The 17,272-nt window shown below is 72.1% G+C and carries 16 protein-coding genes; 7 read left to right on the top strand and 9 right to left on the bottom strand.

What is annotated here, in order from left to right:
- Positions 1 to 24 precede the first annotated feature (24 nt).
- Entirely contained in the window at positions 25 to 1,074 is a 1,050-nt protein-coding gene (locus C4U03_RS19325) for a mechanosensitive ion channel family protein (RefSeq protein ID WP_103939219.1), read from the top strand.
- An 18-nt stretch (positions 1,075 to 1,092) separates the two neighbouring features.
- Here C4U03_RS19325 and C4U03_RS19320 read toward each other — a convergent pair whose 3' ends face one another.
- The 3 genes from C4U03_RS19320 to uvrA all read right to left on the bottom strand — a co-directional run bounded on the left by C4U03_RS19320 (position 1,093) and on the right by uvrA (position 5,155).
- Positions 1,093 to 1,593: a Rieske (2Fe-2S) protein gene (locus C4U03_RS19320; protein ID WP_103939218.1), complete on the bottom strand. Its 501-nt coding sequence runs from the start codon at positions 1,591 to 1,593 to the stop codon at positions 1,093 to 1,095.
- Positions 1,594 to 1,702: 109 nt separating this feature from the next.
- Positions 1,703 to 2,137 carry a Rieske (2Fe-2S) protein gene (locus C4U03_RS19315; RefSeq protein ID WP_235017975.1) on the bottom strand — a complete coding sequence of 145 codons (435 nt, stop codon included), beginning with the start codon at positions 2,135 to 2,137 and terminating at the stop codon, positions 1,703 to 1,705.
- Between the two features lie 177 nt (positions 2,138 to 2,314).
- Positions 2,315 to 5,155 (bottom strand): excinuclease ABC subunit UvrA, encoded by a 2,841-nt coding sequence (gene uvrA / locus C4U03_RS19310; RefSeq protein WP_103939217.1) that lies wholly within the window; start codon positions 5,153 to 5,155, stop codon positions 2,315 to 2,317.
- 259 nt (positions 5,156 to 5,414) lie between these two features.
- On the opposite strand from uvrA, the gene C4U03_RS19305 reads away from it, so the two are divergent.
- The gene (locus tag C4U03_RS19305; protein ID WP_103939216.1) at positions 5,415 to 5,711 is read left to right on the top strand and encodes a hypothetical protein; all 297 of its coding nucleotides are present in this window, start codon (positions 5,415 to 5,417) and stop codon (positions 5,709 to 5,711) included.
- Positions 5,708 to 7,276: an amidase gene (locus C4U03_RS19300; RefSeq protein ID WP_103939215.1), complete on the top strand. Its 1,569-nt coding sequence runs from the start codon at positions 5,708 to 5,710 to the stop codon at positions 7,274 to 7,276. Before C4U03_RS19305 ends, C4U03_RS19300 begins: the two co-directional genes overlap by 4 nt.
- On the opposite strand, the gene C4U03_RS19295 is transcribed toward C4U03_RS19300, so the two are convergent.
- Entirely contained in the window at positions 7,273 to 7,767 is a 495-nt protein-coding gene (locus C4U03_RS19295; protein WP_103939214.1) for a hypothetical protein, read from the bottom strand. The two genes, C4U03_RS19300 and C4U03_RS19295, sit on opposite strands and share 4 nt — an antisense overlap.
- A gap of 159 nt (positions 7,768 to 7,926) precedes the next feature.
- Here C4U03_RS19295 and C4U03_RS19290 point away from each other — a divergent pair, with 159 nt between their 5' ends.
- The 4 genes from C4U03_RS19290 to C4U03_RS19275 all read left to right on the top strand — a co-directional run bounded on the left by C4U03_RS19290 (position 7,927) and on the right by C4U03_RS19275 (position 11,578).
- A complete protein-coding gene (locus C4U03_RS19290; RefSeq protein ID WP_103939213.1) occupies positions 7,927 to 8,592 on the top strand; it encodes an MBL fold metallo-hydrolase in 666 nt (221 codons plus the stop codon).
- A gap of 72 nt (positions 8,593 to 8,664) precedes the next feature.
- Complete coding sequence (locus C4U03_RS19285; RefSeq protein ID WP_146087437.1) at positions 8,665 to 9,351, top strand: AAA family ATPase; 687 nt, start codon at positions 8,665 to 8,667, stop codon at positions 9,349 to 9,351.
- Positions 9,352 to 9,528: 177 nt separating this feature from the next.
- Positions 9,529 to 10,287, top strand: a complete 759-nt coding sequence (locus C4U03_RS19280; RefSeq protein ID WP_103939212.1) for an RlpA-like double-psi beta-barrel domain-containing protein — start codon at positions 9,529 to 9,531, stop codon at positions 10,285 to 10,287.
- A gap of 205 nt (positions 10,288 to 10,492) precedes the next feature.
- On the top strand, positions 10,493 to 11,578 hold the full coding sequence (locus tag C4U03_RS19275; RefSeq protein WP_235017997.1) for a DUF2637 domain-containing protein: 1,086 nt from the start codon (positions 10,493 to 10,495) through the stop codon (positions 11,576 to 11,578).
- A gap of 194 nt (positions 11,579 to 11,772) precedes the next feature.
- Here the strand turns inward: C4U03_RS19275 and C4U03_RS19270 are convergent, their stop codons facing one another.
- From C4U03_RS19270 to C4U03_RS19250, 5 genes are all read right to left on the bottom strand, one after another.
- A complete protein-coding gene (locus tag C4U03_RS19270; protein WP_103939210.1) occupies positions 11,773 to 12,924 on the bottom strand; it encodes an RNA-guided endonuclease InsQ/TnpB family protein in 1,152 nt (383 codons plus the stop codon).
- A gap of 191 nt (positions 12,925 to 13,115) precedes the next feature.
- The gene (locus tag C4U03_RS19265) at positions 13,116 to 13,316 is read right to left on the bottom strand and encodes a DEAD/DEAH box helicase (protein ID WP_103939209.1); all 201 of its coding nucleotides are present in this window, start codon (positions 13,314 to 13,316) and stop codon (positions 13,116 to 13,118) included.
- An 82-nt stretch (positions 13,317 to 13,398) separates the two neighbouring features.
- A complete protein-coding gene (xylB, locus tag C4U03_RS19260) occupies positions 13,399 to 14,793 on the bottom strand; it encodes a xylulokinase (RefSeq protein WP_103939428.1) in 1,395 nt (464 codons plus the stop codon).
- Between the two features lie 79 nt (positions 14,794 to 14,872).
- The gene (gene xylA, locus C4U03_RS19255) at positions 14,873 to 16,015 is read right to left on the bottom strand and encodes a xylose isomerase (protein ID WP_103939208.1); all 1,143 of its coding nucleotides are present in this window, start codon (positions 16,013 to 16,015) and stop codon (positions 14,873 to 14,875) included.
- A gap of 211 nt (positions 16,016 to 16,226) precedes the next feature.
- The gene (locus C4U03_RS19250) at positions 16,227 to 17,168 is read right to left on the bottom strand and encodes an SMP-30/gluconolactonase/LRE family protein (RefSeq protein ID WP_103939207.1); all 942 of its coding nucleotides are present in this window, start codon (positions 17,166 to 17,168) and stop codon (positions 16,227 to 16,229) included.
- Between the last annotated feature and the right edge of the window lie 104 nt (positions 17,169 to 17,272).

Below are 17,272 nucleotides of genomic sequence, written 5' to 3'. Positions count from 1 at the left end.
CATGGCAAAAGGAGGTTCTACGGCGTGTCCGCGTTCTGGGCATGGACGGTCTTCGGCGTCGCCGTCCTGGTGTCGGTGGTCGTGGTGGAGGGGATCCGCCGGCTGCTGGCGGGACGGCTGTCGGCGCGCTGGCCCGGCGCGGGCGAGGCCGCCCGGCGGGTGACCGCCCCCGCGTTCGCGGCGGCGGTGATGTTCAGCGCGCAGGCGTCGCTGCCGGCGGCCGAGCACCTCGGCGGGCCCGGCGTGGACCGGGTGGCACGGCACCTGCTGTGGATCGGCGGGGTGGCCACCGCCACCTGGCTGCTGCTGCGGATCACCTACGCGCTGACCGATCCGGCGCTGGACCGGCTGACCCGGGTGGAGGGCGAGCGCAACCGCCGCGCCCGGCGAGCACGCACCCAGATGCTGCTGCTGCGCCGAATCGCCGGCGCGGTGGTGGTAATCGTGGCGGTCGGCGCGGTGCTGTTCTCGTTCCCGGCGGTGCGGGTGATGGGCGCCGGGGTGCTGGCCTCGGCCGGTGTGGCCGGCCTGGTCGTCGGTATCGCCGCCCGGCCGGTGCTGGGCAACCTGCTGGCCGGGCTGCAGTTGGCGTTCAGTGACGCGCTGCGGCTGGACGACGTGGTGGTGGTCGACGGCGAGTGGGGCCGCATCGAGGAGCTCACCCTGTCGTACGTGGTGGTACGCACCTGGGACGAGCGGCGCCTCATCCTGCCGGTGTCGTACTTCACCGAGCAGCCGTTCGAGAACTGGACCCGGCAGGGCAGCCGGGTGGTCGGCGCGGTGCTGTTCCACGTCGACTGGACGGTCCCGGTCGACGACCTGCGCACCGAGCTGTACCGGTTCCTGCGCGAGCATCCGCTGTGGGACCAGCGGGACTGGGTGCTGCAGGTCACCGAGGTGCTGCCCAACGGGTTGGTGCAGCTGCGCGCCCTGATGAGCGCCGCGGACGCCGCCAGCGCCTGGGATCTGCGCTGCGACGCCCGCGAGCACATCGTCGACTACCTACGGCAGGAGCACCCGCGGGCGCTCCCCCGCCTGCGCACGGAACTGCCCATCGGGACCGGGCCGGCCTGACGGCCCCGCCCACGGGCATCAGGCCAGCTTGATGGACTCGCCCTCGACGGTGACCTGCTTGCTCTTCAGCGGCCCGCCGGCCGGTCCGCTCTGCACCGAGCCGTCGGCGATGCTGAACTTGCTGGCGTGGCAGGGGCAGTTGATGGTGCCGCCCTCGACGGAGTCCACCGGGCAGCCCCGGTGGGTGCACTTGATGTCGAACGCCTTGAACTCACCCTGCGCCGGCTGGGTGACCACCACGTTCTGGTCCTTGAAGATCTTGCCCCCGCCGACCGGGATCTCGCTGGTCTGCGCCACCGCGCCGGCACCGCCGCCACCGCCGCCGGCGTTCCCGCCGCCGCCCCCGTCACCGCCGCCCGGCTCGGTGGTCTCCTCCTCACCGCCGCAGGCCGCTGCGACACCAACCACCCCTAGCAGCCCGGCGCCCACCAGGACGCCGCGCCGGGTGTTCCCGGACGGCGGCCCCGCCGTCGGCCCCTGCGCGGAACCCTCGATCTCCGGTGCGGTCTCCTGACCCATGAATCCCGTCCTTCCTCACCCTTCGGGCCGCGCGGCCCGTTCACCCCACCACTACGAGTGAACGGGGAGGGCAGTTCAATCGGTTTTACGAACCGATGACGTCCCCGGATCAGACGATAACCAGGCCGTCGCCCCTGACCTGCACCGGATACTCCAGCAGCGCGCGGGAGGCGGGCCCCTGCGCCACCGAGCCGTCGGTGAGCTCGAACTCGCTGCCGTGGCACGGGCAGTACATCCGCCCGCCGCGGATCCGGTCGACCGGGCATCCGGAGTGGGTGCAGCGCGCGTCGAAGACCTTGAACGTGCCCGCGGCCGGCTGGGTGACCACGACCTTGTGCTCGCGCACGACCTTCCCGCCGCCGACCGGCACGTCGGCGACTTTGGCGACCTCCTTGCCCTTCAGGTCCGCGGCCGCCTCCACCCGACGACCCCCGCCGCCACCGCACCCGGCCAGTGCGGCGGCGCCCACGACGCCGGCCCCGCACACCACCGCGCGCCGCCCGACGACCTGCGCGGACGGCTCCCCCGTCGTTTCGTTGCTCATGGCGTCAATGATTGCGGTCCGGTCCCGCACCCCCCGCACCCACCCCGTCCGGCACCTGGGGATCGGCCGGCCTTTCCCGGAAGGAGTCGGCCCGAAGAGCGCGGCAGGACGAGCCGGCCCGGGAGCCTCGGCGGGACGAGGGCACCCGGGCCGTACGGCGGCGTCCGGCGGGACGGGTCAGACGTCGAGCATCTTGGCCAGGAACGTACCGGTGTGGCTGGCCTCGACCCTGGCGACGTCCTCGGGGGTGCCGGCGGCGACCAGGGTGCCGCCGCGGGAACCGCCCTCGGGCCCCATGTCGATGATCCAGTCGGCGGTCTTGATCACGTCCAGGTTGTGCTCGATGACCACCACCGTGTTGCCCTTGTCGACCAGACCGTTCAGCACGCCGAGCAGCTTGCGGATGTCCTCGAAGTGCAGGCCGGTGGTGGGCTCGTCCAGCACGTAGATGGTGCGGCCGGTGGAGCGGCGCTGCAACTCGGCCGCCAGCTTGACGCGCTGGGCCTCGCCGCCGGACAGGGTCGGGGCGGGCTGACCGAGCCGGACATAGCCCAGGCCGACGTCGTTGAGGGTGGACAGGTGCCGGTGGATCGCGGTGATCGGCTCGAAGAAGCGGGTGGCCTCCTCGATCGGCATGTCCAGCACCTCGGCGATCGTCTTGCCCTTGTAGTGAACCTCCAGGGTCTCCCGGTTGTAGCGGGCGCCGTGACAGACCTCGCAGGGCACGTACACGTCCGGCAGGAAGTTCATCTCGATCTTGATCGTGCCGTCGCCCGCGCAGTTCTCGCAGCGGCCGCCCTTGACGTTGAAGGAGAACCGGCCCGGCTGGTAGCCGCGCACCTTCGCCTCGGTGGTGGCCGCGAACAGCTTGCGGATGTGGTCGAACACGCCCGTGTAGGTGGCCGGGTTGGAACGGGGGGTGCGGCCGATCGGGGACTGGTCGACGTGCACCACCTTGTCGAGGTGCTCGACGCCGGTGATGCGGCGGTGCTTGCCGGGCACGGTCTTGGCGCCGTGCAACTGCTTGGCCAGCGCGTTGTAGAGGATGTCGTTGACCAGGGTGGACTTGCCCGAGCCGGACACGCCGGTGACGGCGGTGAAGACGCCGAGCGGGAACGCCACCTCCACGTTCTTGAGGTTGTTCTGCTGCGCGCCCTTGACCACCAGCTCGCGGCCCTTGGTACGGGGCCGGCGCACCTGCGGGACGGCGATCTCGCGGCGGCCCGACAGGTAGGCCCCGGTCAGCGACCGCTCGGAGGACTTCAGCTCATCCACGGTGCCGGACACCACGATCTGGCCGCCGTGCTCGCCGGCCCCGGGACCGATGTCGACCACCCAGTCGGCGGCGTCGATGGTGTCCTCGTCGTGCTCGACGACGATCAGGGTGTTGCCCATGTCGCGCAGCCGGATCAGGGTCTCCAGCAGCCGGTGGTTGTCGCGCTGGTGCAGGCCGATGGACGGCTCGTCCAGCACGTACAGCACGCCGACCAGGCCAGAGCCGATCTGGGTGGCCAGCCGGATGCGCTGGGCCTCGCCGCCGGCCAGGGTGGCCGACGCCCGGTCCAGGGTCAGGTAGTCCAGGCCGACGTCCAGCAGGAAGCCGAGCCGGGCGTTGACCTCCTTGAGCACCCGGGCGGCGATGTGCGACTCGCGATCGTCCAGCTCCAGCGACAGCAGGAACTTGGCGCACTCGCCGATAGGCATGGCGGCGACCTCGGCGATCGACCTGCCGCCCATGGTGACCGCGAGGATGACGGGCTTGAGCCGCGCGCCCTTGCAGGCCGGGCACGGGATCTCCCGCATGTAGCCCTCGAACTTCTCGCGGGTCGCGTCGCTCTCGGACTCGGCGTGCCGCCGCTGGATGTACGGGATGACCCCCTCGTAGGAGGTGTAGTACGAGCGGGTGCGGCCGTAGCGGTTCTTGTAGCTGACGTGGACCTGGGTGTCGTGCCCGCCCAGGATGGCCTTGCGGGCTTTGGCGGGCAGTTTCTCCCAGGGGGTGTTCAGGTCGAAGCCCATGGCGTCGCCGAGGGCCGACAGCAGCCGCAGAAAGTACTCGCTCACATGACCGTTGGACCATGGCTGGATGGCGCCCTCGCCGAGGGTCTTCTCCGGGTCGGGGACGACCAGCTCGGGGTCGACCTCCATGCGGGTGCCCAGGCCGGTGCACTCCGGGCAGGCCCCGTAGGGGGAGTTGAAGGAGAACGAGCGGGGCTCCAGCTCGTCGAACGACAGGTCGTCGTACGGGCAGTACAGATGCTCGGAGTACATCCGGGTGCGGTGCTCGTCGTCCTCGGGCAGGTCGACGAAGTCCAGCACGATGGTGCCGCCGGCCAGGCCGAGGGCGGTCTCCACCGAGTCGGCCAGCCGCTGCCGGGCGGTGTCCTTGACCGACAGCCGGTCCACGACGACGGAGATGTCGTGCTTCTCCTGCTTCTTGAGCTTGGGCGGCTCGTCCAGGCGGATCATGGTGCCGTCCACCAGGGCCCGCGAGTAGCCCTTGGACTGCAGCTCGCGGAACAGCTCGGCGTACTCGCCCTTGCGGCCGCGGATCACCGGGGCCAGCACCTGAAAGCGGGTGCCGGTCTCCAGCTCCAGCACCCGGTCGACGATCTGCTGCGGGGACTGCCGGCTGATCGGCCGGCCGCACTCGGGACAGTGCGGGTGCCCGATCCGGGCGTACAACAGCCGCAGGTAGTCGTAGACCTCGGTGATGGTGCCGACGGTGGAGCGGGGGTTCCTGGAGGTGGACTTCTGGTCGATGGACACCGCCGGGGACAGGCCCTCGATGAAGTCCACGTCGGGCTTGTCCATCTGGCCGAGGAACTGGCGGGCGTAGGCCGACAGCGACTCGACGTAGCGGCGCTGCCCCTCGGCGAAGATCGTGTCGAACGCCAGGCTGGACTTACCCGAACCCGACAGCCCGGTGAACACGATCAGGGCGTCCCGCGGCAGGTCCAGCGAGACGTCCTTGAGGTTGTGCTCGCGCGCTCCACGCACGATGAGTCGGTCATGCACGGTGGTACTCGGCTCCCCCTGGGGCCCGGTCACGGATCCCGATCACAGATGAGGTCGACATCAGGCTAACCGCGGGCGCCGACGAAATAGTCCGCCGCACGGTCCGGCCGCGGGCGCCCGGCTCGAACCCCACGAACCGTACACGTGTTCGAAGATCTCCCGCCACCGGATCGCCGGAGCACGGGCCTCGGCGGTGATCGTTACACGGGGAGGATAAGGGCGAAATCTCCAGGAAACGGATGTCCGATTACCTCCCGCCATGACCGATGAAGAACTCAACGCCCTGATCAGGGCACGGCTGGAACTGGCCGGTGTGGACCTGAACCAGCTACCCGAGTCGCCCGATCCGCGGACCGGATCGCCGACCCGCGAGCAGGCGATGGAGTACCTGCGCACGTTCCTGGCCGGGGCCAAGGTCGGCGGGGTGCGCGGGGGCGGACGCCCGGCGGCGCTGAACACCTGGCGGCCCCCGGCGGCGAGCCCCGAGCTGGCCCAGCAACTGTCGGCGCCGCTGGAGTACCCGTCGATCACCGAGGCCTGGACGGACGCCGTATGAGCCGCAGCATGTCCCGCCGCCTGTTCCTGGCCCGTTCGAGCGCCGTCACCGCGGCGACGGCGGCGACGGCCGGGCTGACCGCCGCCCCGGTTCGGGCGACGGCCCCCTCCCTGCGTATGCCGAACGTGCCGGTGCGCAAGGAGGTTCTGGACGACCCCACCGAGGCGACGCTGGCGGAGGCCGCCACGCTGATCCGTGCCGGCAAGCTGACCTCGGTCGAGCTCACCGAGGCGTACCTGGCCCGGATCAGGGCGTACGAGACGGCCTACCAGGCCTTCGTCACCGTGCTCGCCGAGCAGGCGCTGGCGGCGGCCAAGAAGGCCGACCAGCGTCCCGGCGGGCCGCTGTCCGGCATCCCGCTGACCGTCAAGGACAACTTCTTCACCGCCGGGGTGCGTACCACCGCCAACTCCTTCATCTTCGACCAGTTCGTCCCCGACCACGACGCCACCGCGGTGGCCCGGCTCACCGCGGCTGGGGCGATCGTGCTGGGCAAGGGGCAGATGGGCCCGCTGGCCACCACCCGGGCGACCACCCCTGACGGGCGGATCACCACCGTGAACGCCTGGGCCCCCACCAATCCGGCCGTTGATCCCGGCGGCTCGTCCACCGGCCCGGCCACCTCGGTCGCGGCGCGGCTGGCCGCCTCCTCCATCGGCACCCAGACCGGCGGCAGCATCGTGCAGCCGAGCAACCAGCAGAACCTCACCGGGCTCAAGCCGACGATGGGGCGCGCCTCGATCTACGGGATCATCCCGCTGTCGTTCACCCGCGACCACCCGGGACCGCTGGCCCGGGACGCGATGGACGCCGCGATCATGCTGTCGGTGATGGCCGGGCCCGACCCGCGCGATCCGCGCACGCTGGGGCTGCCGCGCGTGCCCGACCTGATCCAGGCCGCCACCCCGGTCCGCCGGGGCGATGAGGTGCGGTTGCGGCACCGGGCCCGGATCGGTGTCCCCACCGACTACCTGTCGACCTCCAACACCCAGGTGCTGGCGCTGCGCAGGCAGTTCCTGGCCACGCTGGAGAAGATCCCCGGGGTCCGCCTGGTGGACGTGGCCTACCCGGCCGACTGGGGGCTGCTGACCGGGACGTTCAACGACGCCCGGCTGGCCGAGCGCACCGAGCCGTTCCGACCGTTCCTGCAAAAAGACCTCACGCTGTTCGGAGTCTCCCTGCTGAGCTGGCTAGGGGGTCTCATGCTCTCCGGCGACGAGTGGATCACCGCGCAGCGGGCCAAGACCCACCTGCTGCGGGAGGTGCTCGACGGGATGCTCAAGGACTGCGACATGGTGCTGCAGACCGGCCCGGTGCCGTTCGACATCCTCGGCCTGCCGGAGATCGGCTTCCCCATCGGCTTCAACGCCTCCGGGGTCCCGGTGGGCACGATCCTGGGTGGCGGCCCGTACGAGGAGGAAGCGCTGCTGGAGGTGGTGGCCGCCTACCAGGCTGTGACCGACTGGCACTGGAGGCGCCCGGCCGACCCGCCCAGGACGACGGTGGCCGCCCGCCGGGCCCCGGCGCGGATCGACCCGGTGACCGCCGCCGAGACCAGCGCCTAGAGCAGCAGCCAGACCACCAGGAGCGGGATCGTGGCCAGCGCCCACACCAGGGCGTTCAGCGACAGGTCGTGGCAGCGGTAGGCGGCGCCCACGAGGCGTCGCAGCTCGCGGCGCATCTCCTGTTCGCCGATCGCGGCGTGCGAGCCGGTCGGCAGCCACGGCACCCCCGGATCCAGCGGAGCGCCGATCCGCGCCCGGACCTCCCCCAGCGCGCGCAGGAGGGTGAGCCGGGTGCGGACGGCGAACGTCGCCGAGGTCAGGAACGTCCCGGTCATGCCGAGCAGGACCGGGACGCCCAGCGGGCCCATGCCCGGGCCGGCCAGTAGCCGGGCCATGACGGCCACCAGCACCAGGGTCAGGATCACCCCCGCGATCGCCGCGTCCTGACCACCGGCGCGCAGCAGCTCGGCGGGCGAGTCCTGCGGTCCTTCCGCGGGTTCGCCCCCGGTCAGTCCTCTGGTCAGCCGTCTGGTCAGTCCTCTGGTCAGCAACGCGCCACCTCCCGTGTCCCCAGCAGACACCGCGGGACCTGCGGATTCGGTGATCGGTGCCGCAAACCCGGTGTGCGCTCGTGCACACCGGGCCGAACCGGGGCGAACACCCGGCGGGGCGGCCTGCGCCGCGGCCCCGCGATGGGGAAGGATGACGGTATGAGCTACACCGGAGATGTCCAGGTCGGTGGGCGGGCCGATGTGCGCGAGCTCCCCGGGCTCACGATCGCCAAGGTGGCGGTCGGCCCGTACGACAACAACGCCTACCTGCTGCGCTGCACCGCCACGGGCGAGCAGTTGCTCGTGGACGCGGCCAACGAGCCGGAGCGGCTGCTGGAGCTGGTGGGGGACGGCCCACTGGACCGGATCGTCACCACGCACCGCCACCAGGACCACTGGCAGGCGCTCAGCGCCGTCGTGCGGGCGACGGGGGCGGCGGTCGTGGCGCACCCGTTCGACGCCGAGAGCCTGCCGGAGCCGGTGGCCGAGCGGGTCGAGCACGGCGACCGGGTGCGGGTCGGCGAGGCCGAGCTGGAGGTCGTTCACCTGCGCGGGCACACGCCCGGCTCGATCGCGCTGCTGTACGACGCCGGCGGCGAGCTGGCCGACCGCCCACACCTGTTCACCGGGGACAGCCTCTTCCCCGGCGGCGTGGGCAACACCTGGGGCGACCCGGCCCTGTTCAAGCAGCTGCTGGCGGACGTGGAGGAGCGGGTCTTCGACCGGCTGCCGGACGCCACCTGGTTCTATCCCGGCCACGGCAAGGACTCCACGCTCGGCAGGGAGCGCCCGAGCCTTCCGGAGTGGCGCGCACGCGGCTGGTGACCCTGCCGTGCCAGGAGTGACGAACTCCCTGGCAGGGAATGGGTGATTTGGGCCTTCGAGCGCATATCGTGGATGACCCCGCCCCCGCGGACAGGAGATCGGCACATCCCCGAGCGTGACGAGGCCCCCCTGCTGGCCGCCGCCCCGGTCGTCGGGCCGGCCACCGGGCCGGCCGTTGAGCCCGCCGGCACCGGCCTGGACTTCCCGGCCAGGTCGCTGGTCCTGGTGGCCGGACTGCCCGGCGCCGGCAAGAGCACCCTGCTGGAACGCCTGTACGGACTGCGCGGCGACGAGCAAGCGCCAGTGCCCGACGGTGAGGTGCGGGTGATCGACTCACGGCAGGCGCGCAACTGGTGGGCGCGCCGGCTGGGACCGCTGCCGCCCCGCGCGCGCATCCCGTTCGTCTACACCACCCATGTGTGGCGTATCGCGCGGACGTTGACGGCCGGGCACGCGGTCGTCGCGCACACCCGGGGGACCTGGCCCCACCTGCTGTACGGGTTCGCCTGGCTGGCCCGCCGCACCGGCGCCGGCCTGCACCTGGTGCTGATCGACGTGCCGCCGGGGACGGCGCGGGCCGGGCAGGTGGCCCGCGGCCGGGTGCTGACCACCACCACCTTCGCCCGGCACTGCCGCCGCTGGGACCGGCTCATGGCCAAGGCGCGGCGAGGGGCGGTGCCGCCCGCCGCCACCGTCACCGTGCTGGACCGGGCCGCCGCCGACCGGCTCACCGAGATCCGGTTCGGCCGGGCCCGCTGAGGACGGCCCGCCCGATCGTCTCCGCACACCCGGCAGCGCAGGGCACCGGCGGTCGGCGGGGCCGTCACCGGAAGGTGTCGCGCCGGAGGCGTGAACCGCGCGGGCGGACCCGGCATCCTGGACCGGACGTCCTCGACCGGGCGTCACGTTCGTGATGACGGCCGGGAGGAGACGGGGATGCGGCGGAGCCTGCGGGCCGGTGCTGCGGCGGCAATGGCGGGCGTGAGCCTGGCGGCGTGCGGGACGGCCTCGTCACAGGCGTCCTCCGCCGATCCGGTGGCGCCGCCCGTTGCTCCCCCGCCGCCGCCCACCGCCGCCTCACCGGCCCCGCCGCCGTCTCCGGCGGGCCAGGCCCGGGCCGACGCTGTGGCCAGGCCCACCAGGTTGTCCAAGGGCTGGCGGATCACCGTCTACTACACGGCGGTCGAGTCGTTCCACACCGGTCCGCGCAAGCGGGTGCGGGGCTGCCTGGTCTCCGGGTGCGCGCGGCCCAAGGCCGACCTCGGCTCCTACCCGGCGGGATTCGTCAAGGCGGTGCAGACCGAGGGCGCCGGCCGGATCACCAGCGGCCCCTACAAGGGCCGCTATCTGACCTGGTCACGGCGGGTCGGCCACTTCTGGCTGGACGAGGTCGCCCGGGACGCCGTCAATCGGCCGCTGCGTCCCTGGGTCACCGCCGCCGCCGACCGGTCGGTGCTCGAACGCGGGTCGCGTTTCACCATCACCGGGTGCGGCAAGGGCTGGGCGGGCCGTCCCGTTCCCACCGCCACCTGCGAGCGGTTCCGTGCGGCGCGGTGGACGGTGGTGGACGTGTTCGCGCCCGGCCACGGCGGCGAGCACCACGCCGACGTCTACATCGGTGAGGAGACCGGCCCCGGCTTCACCACCTCGCCGTTCTACACCACGCTCAACGGCGCGACACTCGGCCTGGAATAGCCCAAAAACGACAAATCTCCTATATCGGACTCGTCCTTGAGAACCGTGGGGAGAACGTGACAAGTAACGACACACGCGCCACAGGGACAACGGTAGTCTCCAACAGATCACATCTGATTTGCCCGAGAATGACCCTGGGAGCGCACGCCACATGACCGCCGCCAATCGCGCACAGGCCATCACACGTTGGTCAGCCGTGGCCCTCATGGCCGCCGCGGTCCTCACCGCCACGGCGAGCGGCTTCGCCCAGTCCTACGCCGGGCTCTACCACTGGGCCCTCGACCACGGCCTCAGCGGCTGGAAGGCCGAGTCCTTCCCGCTGCTGGTCGACCTGTTCATCATCGTCGGCGAGCTGGGGCTGTTCCTGCTGGCCATCGACGCGTACGTGATACACCGCCGCAACATGCTCAGCTGGCTGGACTTCTGCCTGCCGCTGACCATCGCGATGGCCGGCTGGACCGCCAGCCTCATCTTCAACGTGGGTCACGTCGGCAGGTCGGAGTTCTCCTACCAGGCCACCGCGGCGGTGCCGCCGATCGTGTCCATGCTGGGCCTGTTCGTGCTGCTGCGGACGCTGCACCGGTACGTCTCCCAAAAGGAGGAGCCGGAGGAGCCGCAGAAGCCCGCCGACGGCCAGCCGCGCGCCATCGCCCCGCCGGTCACCCTGCACCAGGTCACCCTGATGCCGCTGCGCATCACCGGTCCCATCCCGCAGGTCGCCGGCGCCCGCACCGACAAGGCCCTGGAGCCGGGCACCGGCGGTCCCCGCCCGGCGCAGGCCGCCGAGCAGAGCACCGCGCAGACCGTGCAGGCCGAGCAGCAGGCCCCCGCCGCGCAGGCCGAGCCGCAGCCCGCCCCGGCGCCCCGCAAGCCCAAGCACGCCGTGCCCGAGCCCGCCCCCGAGCTGGCCGTCGTCGGCGCCGCCGCCCGCGCCAGCGTCAACGGCCACGGCACCCTGGACACCAACGCCCTGGAGCAGCCGACCCTGACGCCCGAGCCCGAGGCGCCCGTGGTCAACCCGGAGAACCTGCGCAACGTCGCGATGACCGCCCTGGAGGAGCACGAGGGCGACCTGGCGGCGACGCTGGCGGCGGTGCGGGCCGAGGGCTACCACACCGACGAGGACGAGATCCGGCGCATCCGCGACAACCACTGGTTCCCGTACGCGGTGTACCTCCTGCTGGCCAAGCACAAGGGCGACGGCGCCCTGGTCCGGCAGGAGCTGACCTCGCGGGGCATCGACTTCGACCCCACCACGCTGGAGGAGCTGGTGCGCTCCTGGCGCGCCTGACCCCTCCCACAGAGACCCCGGCGTGATCCCGCGGCCTCCTCATCCCCTCGGAGTGAGGAGGCCGTCGCGTTCCACGGCCTCCAGCGACAGGGTCTTTTGACGCGCTCCCCGGCCTGAAGGCCGGGGATTCAGCCCGTGCCGCGCGTTCATGCGGCACCTCTGAGGCTTCCTGTTTCACCGGGTCCTGCCCTCCGCTAGGCGGCGGGTCTTACGGTCCCTCCGCAGGCGTTTAGCCTCTCCGCCCGTCCGGCGGCGAGGATGTTGATCGCCGCGTTGACGTCCCGGTCGTGGACCGCCCCGCAGGCGCACTCCCATGTCCGGACGTTCAGCGGCATGGACTCGGCCACGGCTCCGCACGTCGAGCACAGCTTCGATGAGGGAAACCAGCGGTCGATCCTCACCAAGGCCCGGCCGTGGCGGGCGGCCTTGTAGGCGAGCATCGCCGTGAACCGGCCCCAGCCGGCGTCGTGCACCGACTTGGCCAGCTTCGTGCGGGCCAGGCCCTTCACCGACAGGTCCTCCACCACCACCGCTTGGTTCTCACAGATGATCCGTGTGGAGAGCTTGTGCGCGAAGTCCCGGCGCGCATCGGCCACCCGAACGTGCGCCCGCGCGACCCTGACGACGGCCTTCTTCCGGTTGTTGGACCCCTTCTCCTTACGGGACAGGGCCTGCTGCGCCTTCTTCAACCGGCGTTCCGCGCGGCGCAGAAACCTCGGGTTGTCGATCTTCCGGCCGTCCGACAGCACCGCGAAGTGAGTCAGGCCCAGGTCGATGCCCACCTCGGACGCAGTCTCCGGAAGCGGTTCATCGCCCACCTCGACCACGAACGAGGCGAAATACCGGCCCGCCGCGTCCTTGATCACCGTCACCGACGAGGGGTCGGACGGCAGGTCCCGTGACCACCGCACCGGGATGTCCCCGATCTTCGGCAGGCGCAGCTTCCCGCCCGCCGTGACCTGGAACCGGGCATTCTTGGTGAACCGGATAGCCTGCCGCCTGTCCTTGCGGGACCGGAACTTCGGCGGGGCGACCTGCGGTCCCTTGCGCTTGCCGGTAACCGAGGCGAAGAAGTTGCGGTAGGCCGCGTTCAGATCGGCCAGCGCCTGCTGGAGAACCACGGCCGACACCTCGCCCAGCCACGCGCGGTCCGGAGTCTTCTTCGCCTGCGTGATCACCCGCTTGGACAGCTCGGCGTCCGAGACGTACGGCAACCCCTGCACGCGTGCTTCCTGCCTCATGCGCAACCCGTCGTTGAACACCACACGCGCGCATCCGAACGCCCGCGCCAGCGCCTGACGCTGACCGGCGGTCGGGTGGATGCGGAAGTTGTACCGGAGCCGCATCCCGCGATCTTACCGTTGGTTTATGGCTGACTACGGAGATATCAGAACCGGCAGGCACTGCATTTTTCGCACCGCACGCCCATGTGGTTTTCGTGACCAGGTTCCGTTGACATCCGTCTCCAGGCTCGTCAACTCCCTCAAGGGTGTGTCCTCCCGCAGGATGCGCCGGAGTTCCCCGAACCGGCCCGCCACTACCATCCGGCGAACAAGCCGTGGTCGAGCCGGGCGGGCACCTGGTACACCGCCGACTTGCCGCTGCCGGTCGGCGACACCAGCAGGACGTCGTGCCCGTCCAGCAGCTCCTGCATGGCCTCGCGCTGGCCCGGCCGCAGCCGTTCCCAGCCGAAGGTCTCCTCGGCGATGTCCCGCAGCCGTGCGGTCCGTTCATCCACCCCGCCCCCCTTCCCGCAGGGGGCGGGCTTACTCGGCCCACTCGGCCTACTCGGCCTACTCGGCCTACTCGGCTTGCTCGACTTACTCGGCGGGACGGGTCAGCACGTGGTCGCGGGCCTCGGCGTAGCGCTCGCGGATCGCGGGCACCGGCTCGGCCTCGTAGGCGATGATGTCCGGGCGGTCCCAGCGCGGCGGCTCCTGGGCGCCCGACAGGGCCCAGGCCGCCTGGACGGCGGCACCCTCGGCCACGTACTCCCCGGTGGGCGGCACCACGACCGGCCTGCCGAGGACCCGGGGCGCGATGCGGCGCACCGCCTCCGAGCGCGCCGCGCCGCCAATCAGCAGGACCCGCTCGGCCCGCACGCCCTGCGCGATGAGCGCGTCCAGCCCGTCGGCCAGACCGCATAGCATCCCCTCGACGGCGGCGCGGGCCAGGTGGGCCGGGGTCGAGGTGGACAGCCGCAGGCCGTGCAGGGCGCCGGTCGCGTCCGGCCGGTTGGGGGTGCGTTCGCCCTCCAGGTAGGGCACCAGCACCAGGCCGTCCGCGCCCGGTGGCGCCGAGAGCGCCAGGCGGGACAGTTCCGCGTGGTCCACGCCGAGCATCCGGGCGGCGGCGTCCAGGATCCGGGCGGCGTTCAGGGTGCACACCAGCGGCAGGAAGCGGCCAGTAGCGTCGGCGAACCCGGCGACCGCGCCCGTGGGGTCGGCGGTGGGCGCGGCACTCACCGCGAAGACCGTGCCCGAGGTGCCCAGCGAGACGACCACGTCGCCCTCCGCCAGGCCCAGGCCCAGGGCGGCGGCCATGTTGTCGCCCGTCCCCGCCGAGACGGCCACGCCCTCGGCCGTGTGACCGGCGAGCTCGGACGGCCCGAGCACGCGCGGCACCTGCGGCTCGTGCCCGAGGGCCAGCCGCAGCAGGTCGGGCCGGTAGGCGTTCTCGGCCGGCGACCAGTAGCCGGTCCCGGACGCGTCGCCCCGGTCGGTCACCAGCTCGCCGGTCAGCAGCCGGGTCAGGTGGTCGTGCGGCAGGCAGATGGCGGCGGTGCGGGCGGCGGCCTCCGGCTCGTGCCGGGCCAGCCAGCGCAGCTTGGTGACGGTGAACGAGGGGACCAGGGCCGAGCCGGTCGCCTTCGCCCAGGCGTCCGGGCCGCCCAGCTCGGCGGTCAGCTCCCGCGCCGCGTCCGCCGACCGGGTGTCGTTCCACAGCAGTGCGGGGCGGACGACCCGGCCGGCCTCGTCCAGGCAGACCATCCCGTGCTGCTGCCCGGCCACGCCGATGGCCGCCACGCCGTCCAGGCCGCCGGCCCGGACGAGCGCGAGGTGCAGCGCCTCCTGCCAGGCCGCGGGGTCGGCCTCGGTGCCGTCGGGGTGCGGGGCCTGGCCGGAGCGGACGATCCGGCCGGTCGCGGCGTCGGCGACGACGACCTTGCACGACTGGGTCGAGGAGTCGACTCCGGCGACGAGTGTGGGGGTCATGACCGTGTCCTCGGGGTCGGTGTGGCGCTCCCGGCCGCCCCGGCGGGGCGGCCGGGAGCCCACGGGGTCACCGGATGGCTCACCTGGCTCCGAGCAGGTGCTCGACGGCGAGCTGGTCGAGGCGGGCGTAGTGGTAGCCGCGGCGGCCCGCCTCCTCGGGGTCGAAGTCGTCCTTGGCCAGGTCCTCGTACGTCTCGCCCGGGGCGAGCGTGGGGACGGCGAGCTGGTCGACGCGGGAGGCCGCCAGCGCCTCGGCCACCTCGGGGTCGGCGCGGAAGGCCGCGGCGCGCTCCTTGAGGATGAGGTAGGTGCGCATGTTGGCGGCGGCCGAGGCCCACACGCCGTCGATGTCCTCGGTGCGGGTCGGCTTGTAGTCGAAGTGGCGGGGGCCGTCGTAGCCGCCGTTCTCCAGCAGGTCGACCAGGAAGAAGGCGCTCTTGACGTCGCCGTGGCCGAAGACCAGGTCCTGGTCGTACTTGATGCCGTGCTGGCCGTTGAGGTCGAGGTGGAACAGCTTGCCGTGCCACAGCGCCTGCGCGGCGCCGTGCACGAAGTTCAGCCCGGCCATCTGCTCGTGGCCGACCTCGGGGTTCAGGCCGACCATCTCCGGGTGCTCCAGCTCGCCGATCAGCGCCAGGGCGTGCCCGATGGTGGGCAGCAGGATGTCGCCGCGCGGCTCGTTCGGCTTGGGCTCCAGCGCGAAGCGGATGTCGTAGCCCTTGTCGAGGACGTAGCCGCAGAGGATGTCCAGCGCCTCTTTGAAACGGTCCAAAGCGGCCCGCACGTCTTTGGCGGCATCCGTCTCGGCGCCCTCCCGGCCGCCCCAGCACACGTAGGTGCGTGCGCCCAGTTCGGCGGCCAGGTCGAGGTTGCGCATCACCTTGCGCAGCGCGTACCGGCGCACGTCGCGGTCGTTGGAGGTGAACGCGCCGTCCTTGAACACCGGGTGGGTGAACAGGTTGGTGGTCGCCATCGGCACCACCAGGCCGGTGGCCTCCAGCGCCCGGCGGAACGCCGCGACCGCCTTGTCGCGGTCGGGCTCGGTGGCCAGCAGGTCGTCGTCGTGGAAGGTCACGCCCCAGGCGCCCAGCTCGGCCAGCTTGTGCACGGACTCGGCCGGGTCCAGCGGCGGGCGGGTGGCGTCGCCGAACGGGTCGCGCGCCTGCCAGCCCACCGTCCACAGCCCGAAGCTGAACCGGTCGTCCCTGGTCGGTTCGAACATCTGCAACCCTCCTGTGCAGCCGGTCATCGAAGCGCTTCGACAGCGCCCGCCCACCTGACGTTAGGGCCCTGGTCAGGGGGGTGTCAACGGGTCGGGCGACCGCAGTGGAGCAAGGGTCGCCCGACCCGTTCCCCGGGGTCCAGAGGGCGCGGCGCGGCAGGGGCCGCCCGCCCCGCACCCCGGGGGGCCGGGGTCACCCTGGAACTACAGGTCAGCGCACCGTGATGGCCACGGCGTCGTAGGGGGTGGCCGGCGTGGGCGGAGTGGTGAACCGCGCGTTGGGCAGGTACAGCCGGTGGCCGAACGCCGCGACCGTGGTGGGAACGTCGAAGCGCGAATCGCCGATCCGGCGGACGACCCGGCCCGACGTGCCGGAGCCGTTCAGCCGGACCTCCGCGACCAGGTTGGCACGGTTCTGCACCACGTAGAGGGTGCGGCCCTTGAGCAGCAGCCCGTCACCGAACTCCAGCGTCTGCCCGCCCAGGTCGACCACGGTGGCCTTGCCCGTGGCCGGGTCGATGCGCAGCAGCCGCCCCTGGTTGCTCTGCACCACGAGCAGGTCCCGGCCGTCCGGTGTGGGCGCGATGCCGTTGGCGTTGATGCCCTCGAAGTAGTCGACCCCGGTGATGCCGAGACGCTTCGCCGCCGCGGGCAGCGCGCCGCCTCGGCCCAGCGGCAGCTTGTAGAGCACCTTGTTGGTCGAGTCGGTGAACCACGCCGCGCCCTTGGTCAGCAGAACGTCGTTGACGAACGACGCTCCTTCGGCGAGCCGGTAGGAGGCCAGTATCCGGCCGGTACGGGTGTCCACGACGCGCGCGTCGCCCCCCGTTCCCCCGGCGACGAACAGCCGTCCCCTGTGGTCGGTCTTCATGCCCAGCGACGGCGTGCCGGGGCCCTGGCTGAAGACGGCGCCCCGCCCGGTGCGCAGGTCCACGCGGTAGATGTCGCCGTCCACCCGCGACCCGAAGTACGCGACGGGACCGGGGCCGATCGCGATGCCCTCGGGCTGGAAGCCGTCGGGCAACGGGAAGCCGCTCACGGGCTTCGGTCCACCGGCCCGCTCCTGGGCGCCGGCCGGCGCACCGATCCCGGCGCTGAGCAGCACGCCCAAGGACGCCAGTGCAGCGACGGTGATTCCCCGTTGACCTTTCATGAGATCGTCCTTTCTCACGATCGCCCTTCTCGATGCCGACACCCTCACCACGTGGGCATGAAGATGAAGGTTCAATCGCCCCGTCCCCGTCCCCGTCCCCGCCG

The organism is Thermomonospora echinospora, from assembly GCF_900108175.1.
Classification (GTDB): Bacteria; Actinomycetota; Actinomycetes; order Streptosporangiales; family Streptosporangiaceae; genus Thermomonospora; species Thermomonospora echinospora.
The sequence above is the reverse complement of the archived record's forward strand: the minus strand, read 5'-3'. Positions and strand labels throughout refer to the sequence as shown.

What these genes read in the sequence shown, in the direction of transcription:
- C4U03_RS19305 (WP_103939216.1), top strand. Translation starts at nt 5,415, where the DNA reads ATGACCGATGAAGAACTCAACGCCCTGATCAGGGCACGGCTGGAACTG.
- C4U03_RS19300 (WP_103939215.1), top strand. Translation starts at nt 5,708, where the DNA reads ATGAGCCGCAGCATGTCCCGCCGCCTGTTCCTGGCCCGTTCGAGCGCC.
- C4U03_RS19315 (WP_235017975.1), bottom strand. Translation starts at nt 2,137, where the DNA reads ATGAGCAACGAAACGACGGGGGAGCCGTCCGCGCAGGTCGTCGGGCGG.
- C4U03_RS19280 (WP_103939212.1), top strand. Translation starts at nt 9,529, where the DNA reads ATGCGGCGGAGCCTGCGGGCCGGTGCTGCGGCGGCAATGGCGGGCGTG.
- C4U03_RS19270 (WP_103939210.1), bottom strand. Translation starts at nt 12,924, where the DNA reads ATGCGGCTCCGGTACAACTTCCGCATCCACCCGACCGCCGGTCAGCGT.
- C4U03_RS19250 (WP_103939207.1), bottom strand. Translation starts at nt 17,168, where the DNA reads ATGAAAGGTCAACGGGGAATCACCGTCGCTGCACTGGCGTCCTTGGGC.
- C4U03_RS19290 (WP_103939213.1), top strand. Translation starts at nt 7,927, where the DNA reads ATGAGCTACACCGGAGATGTCCAGGTCGGTGGGCGGGCCGATGTGCGC.
- xylB (WP_103939428.1), bottom strand. Translation starts at nt 14,793, where the DNA reads ATGACCCCCACACTCGTCGCCGGAGTCGACTCCTCGACCCAGTCGTGC.
- C4U03_RS19275 (WP_235017997.1), top strand. Translation starts at nt 10,493, where the DNA reads ATGGCCGCCGCGGTCCTCACCGCCACGGCGAGCGGCTTCGCCCAGTCC.
- C4U03_RS19320 (WP_103939218.1), bottom strand. Translation starts at nt 1,593, where the DNA reads ATGGGTCAGGAGACCGCACCGGAGATCGAGGGTTCCGCGCAGGGGCCG.
- xylA (WP_103939208.1), bottom strand. Translation starts at nt 16,015, where the DNA reads ATGTTCGAACCGACCAGGGACGACCGGTTCAGCTTCGGGCTGTGGACG.
- C4U03_RS19285 (WP_146087437.1), top strand. Translation starts at nt 8,665, where the DNA reads ATGACCCCGCCCCCGCGGACAGGAGATCGGCACATCCCCGAGCGTGAC.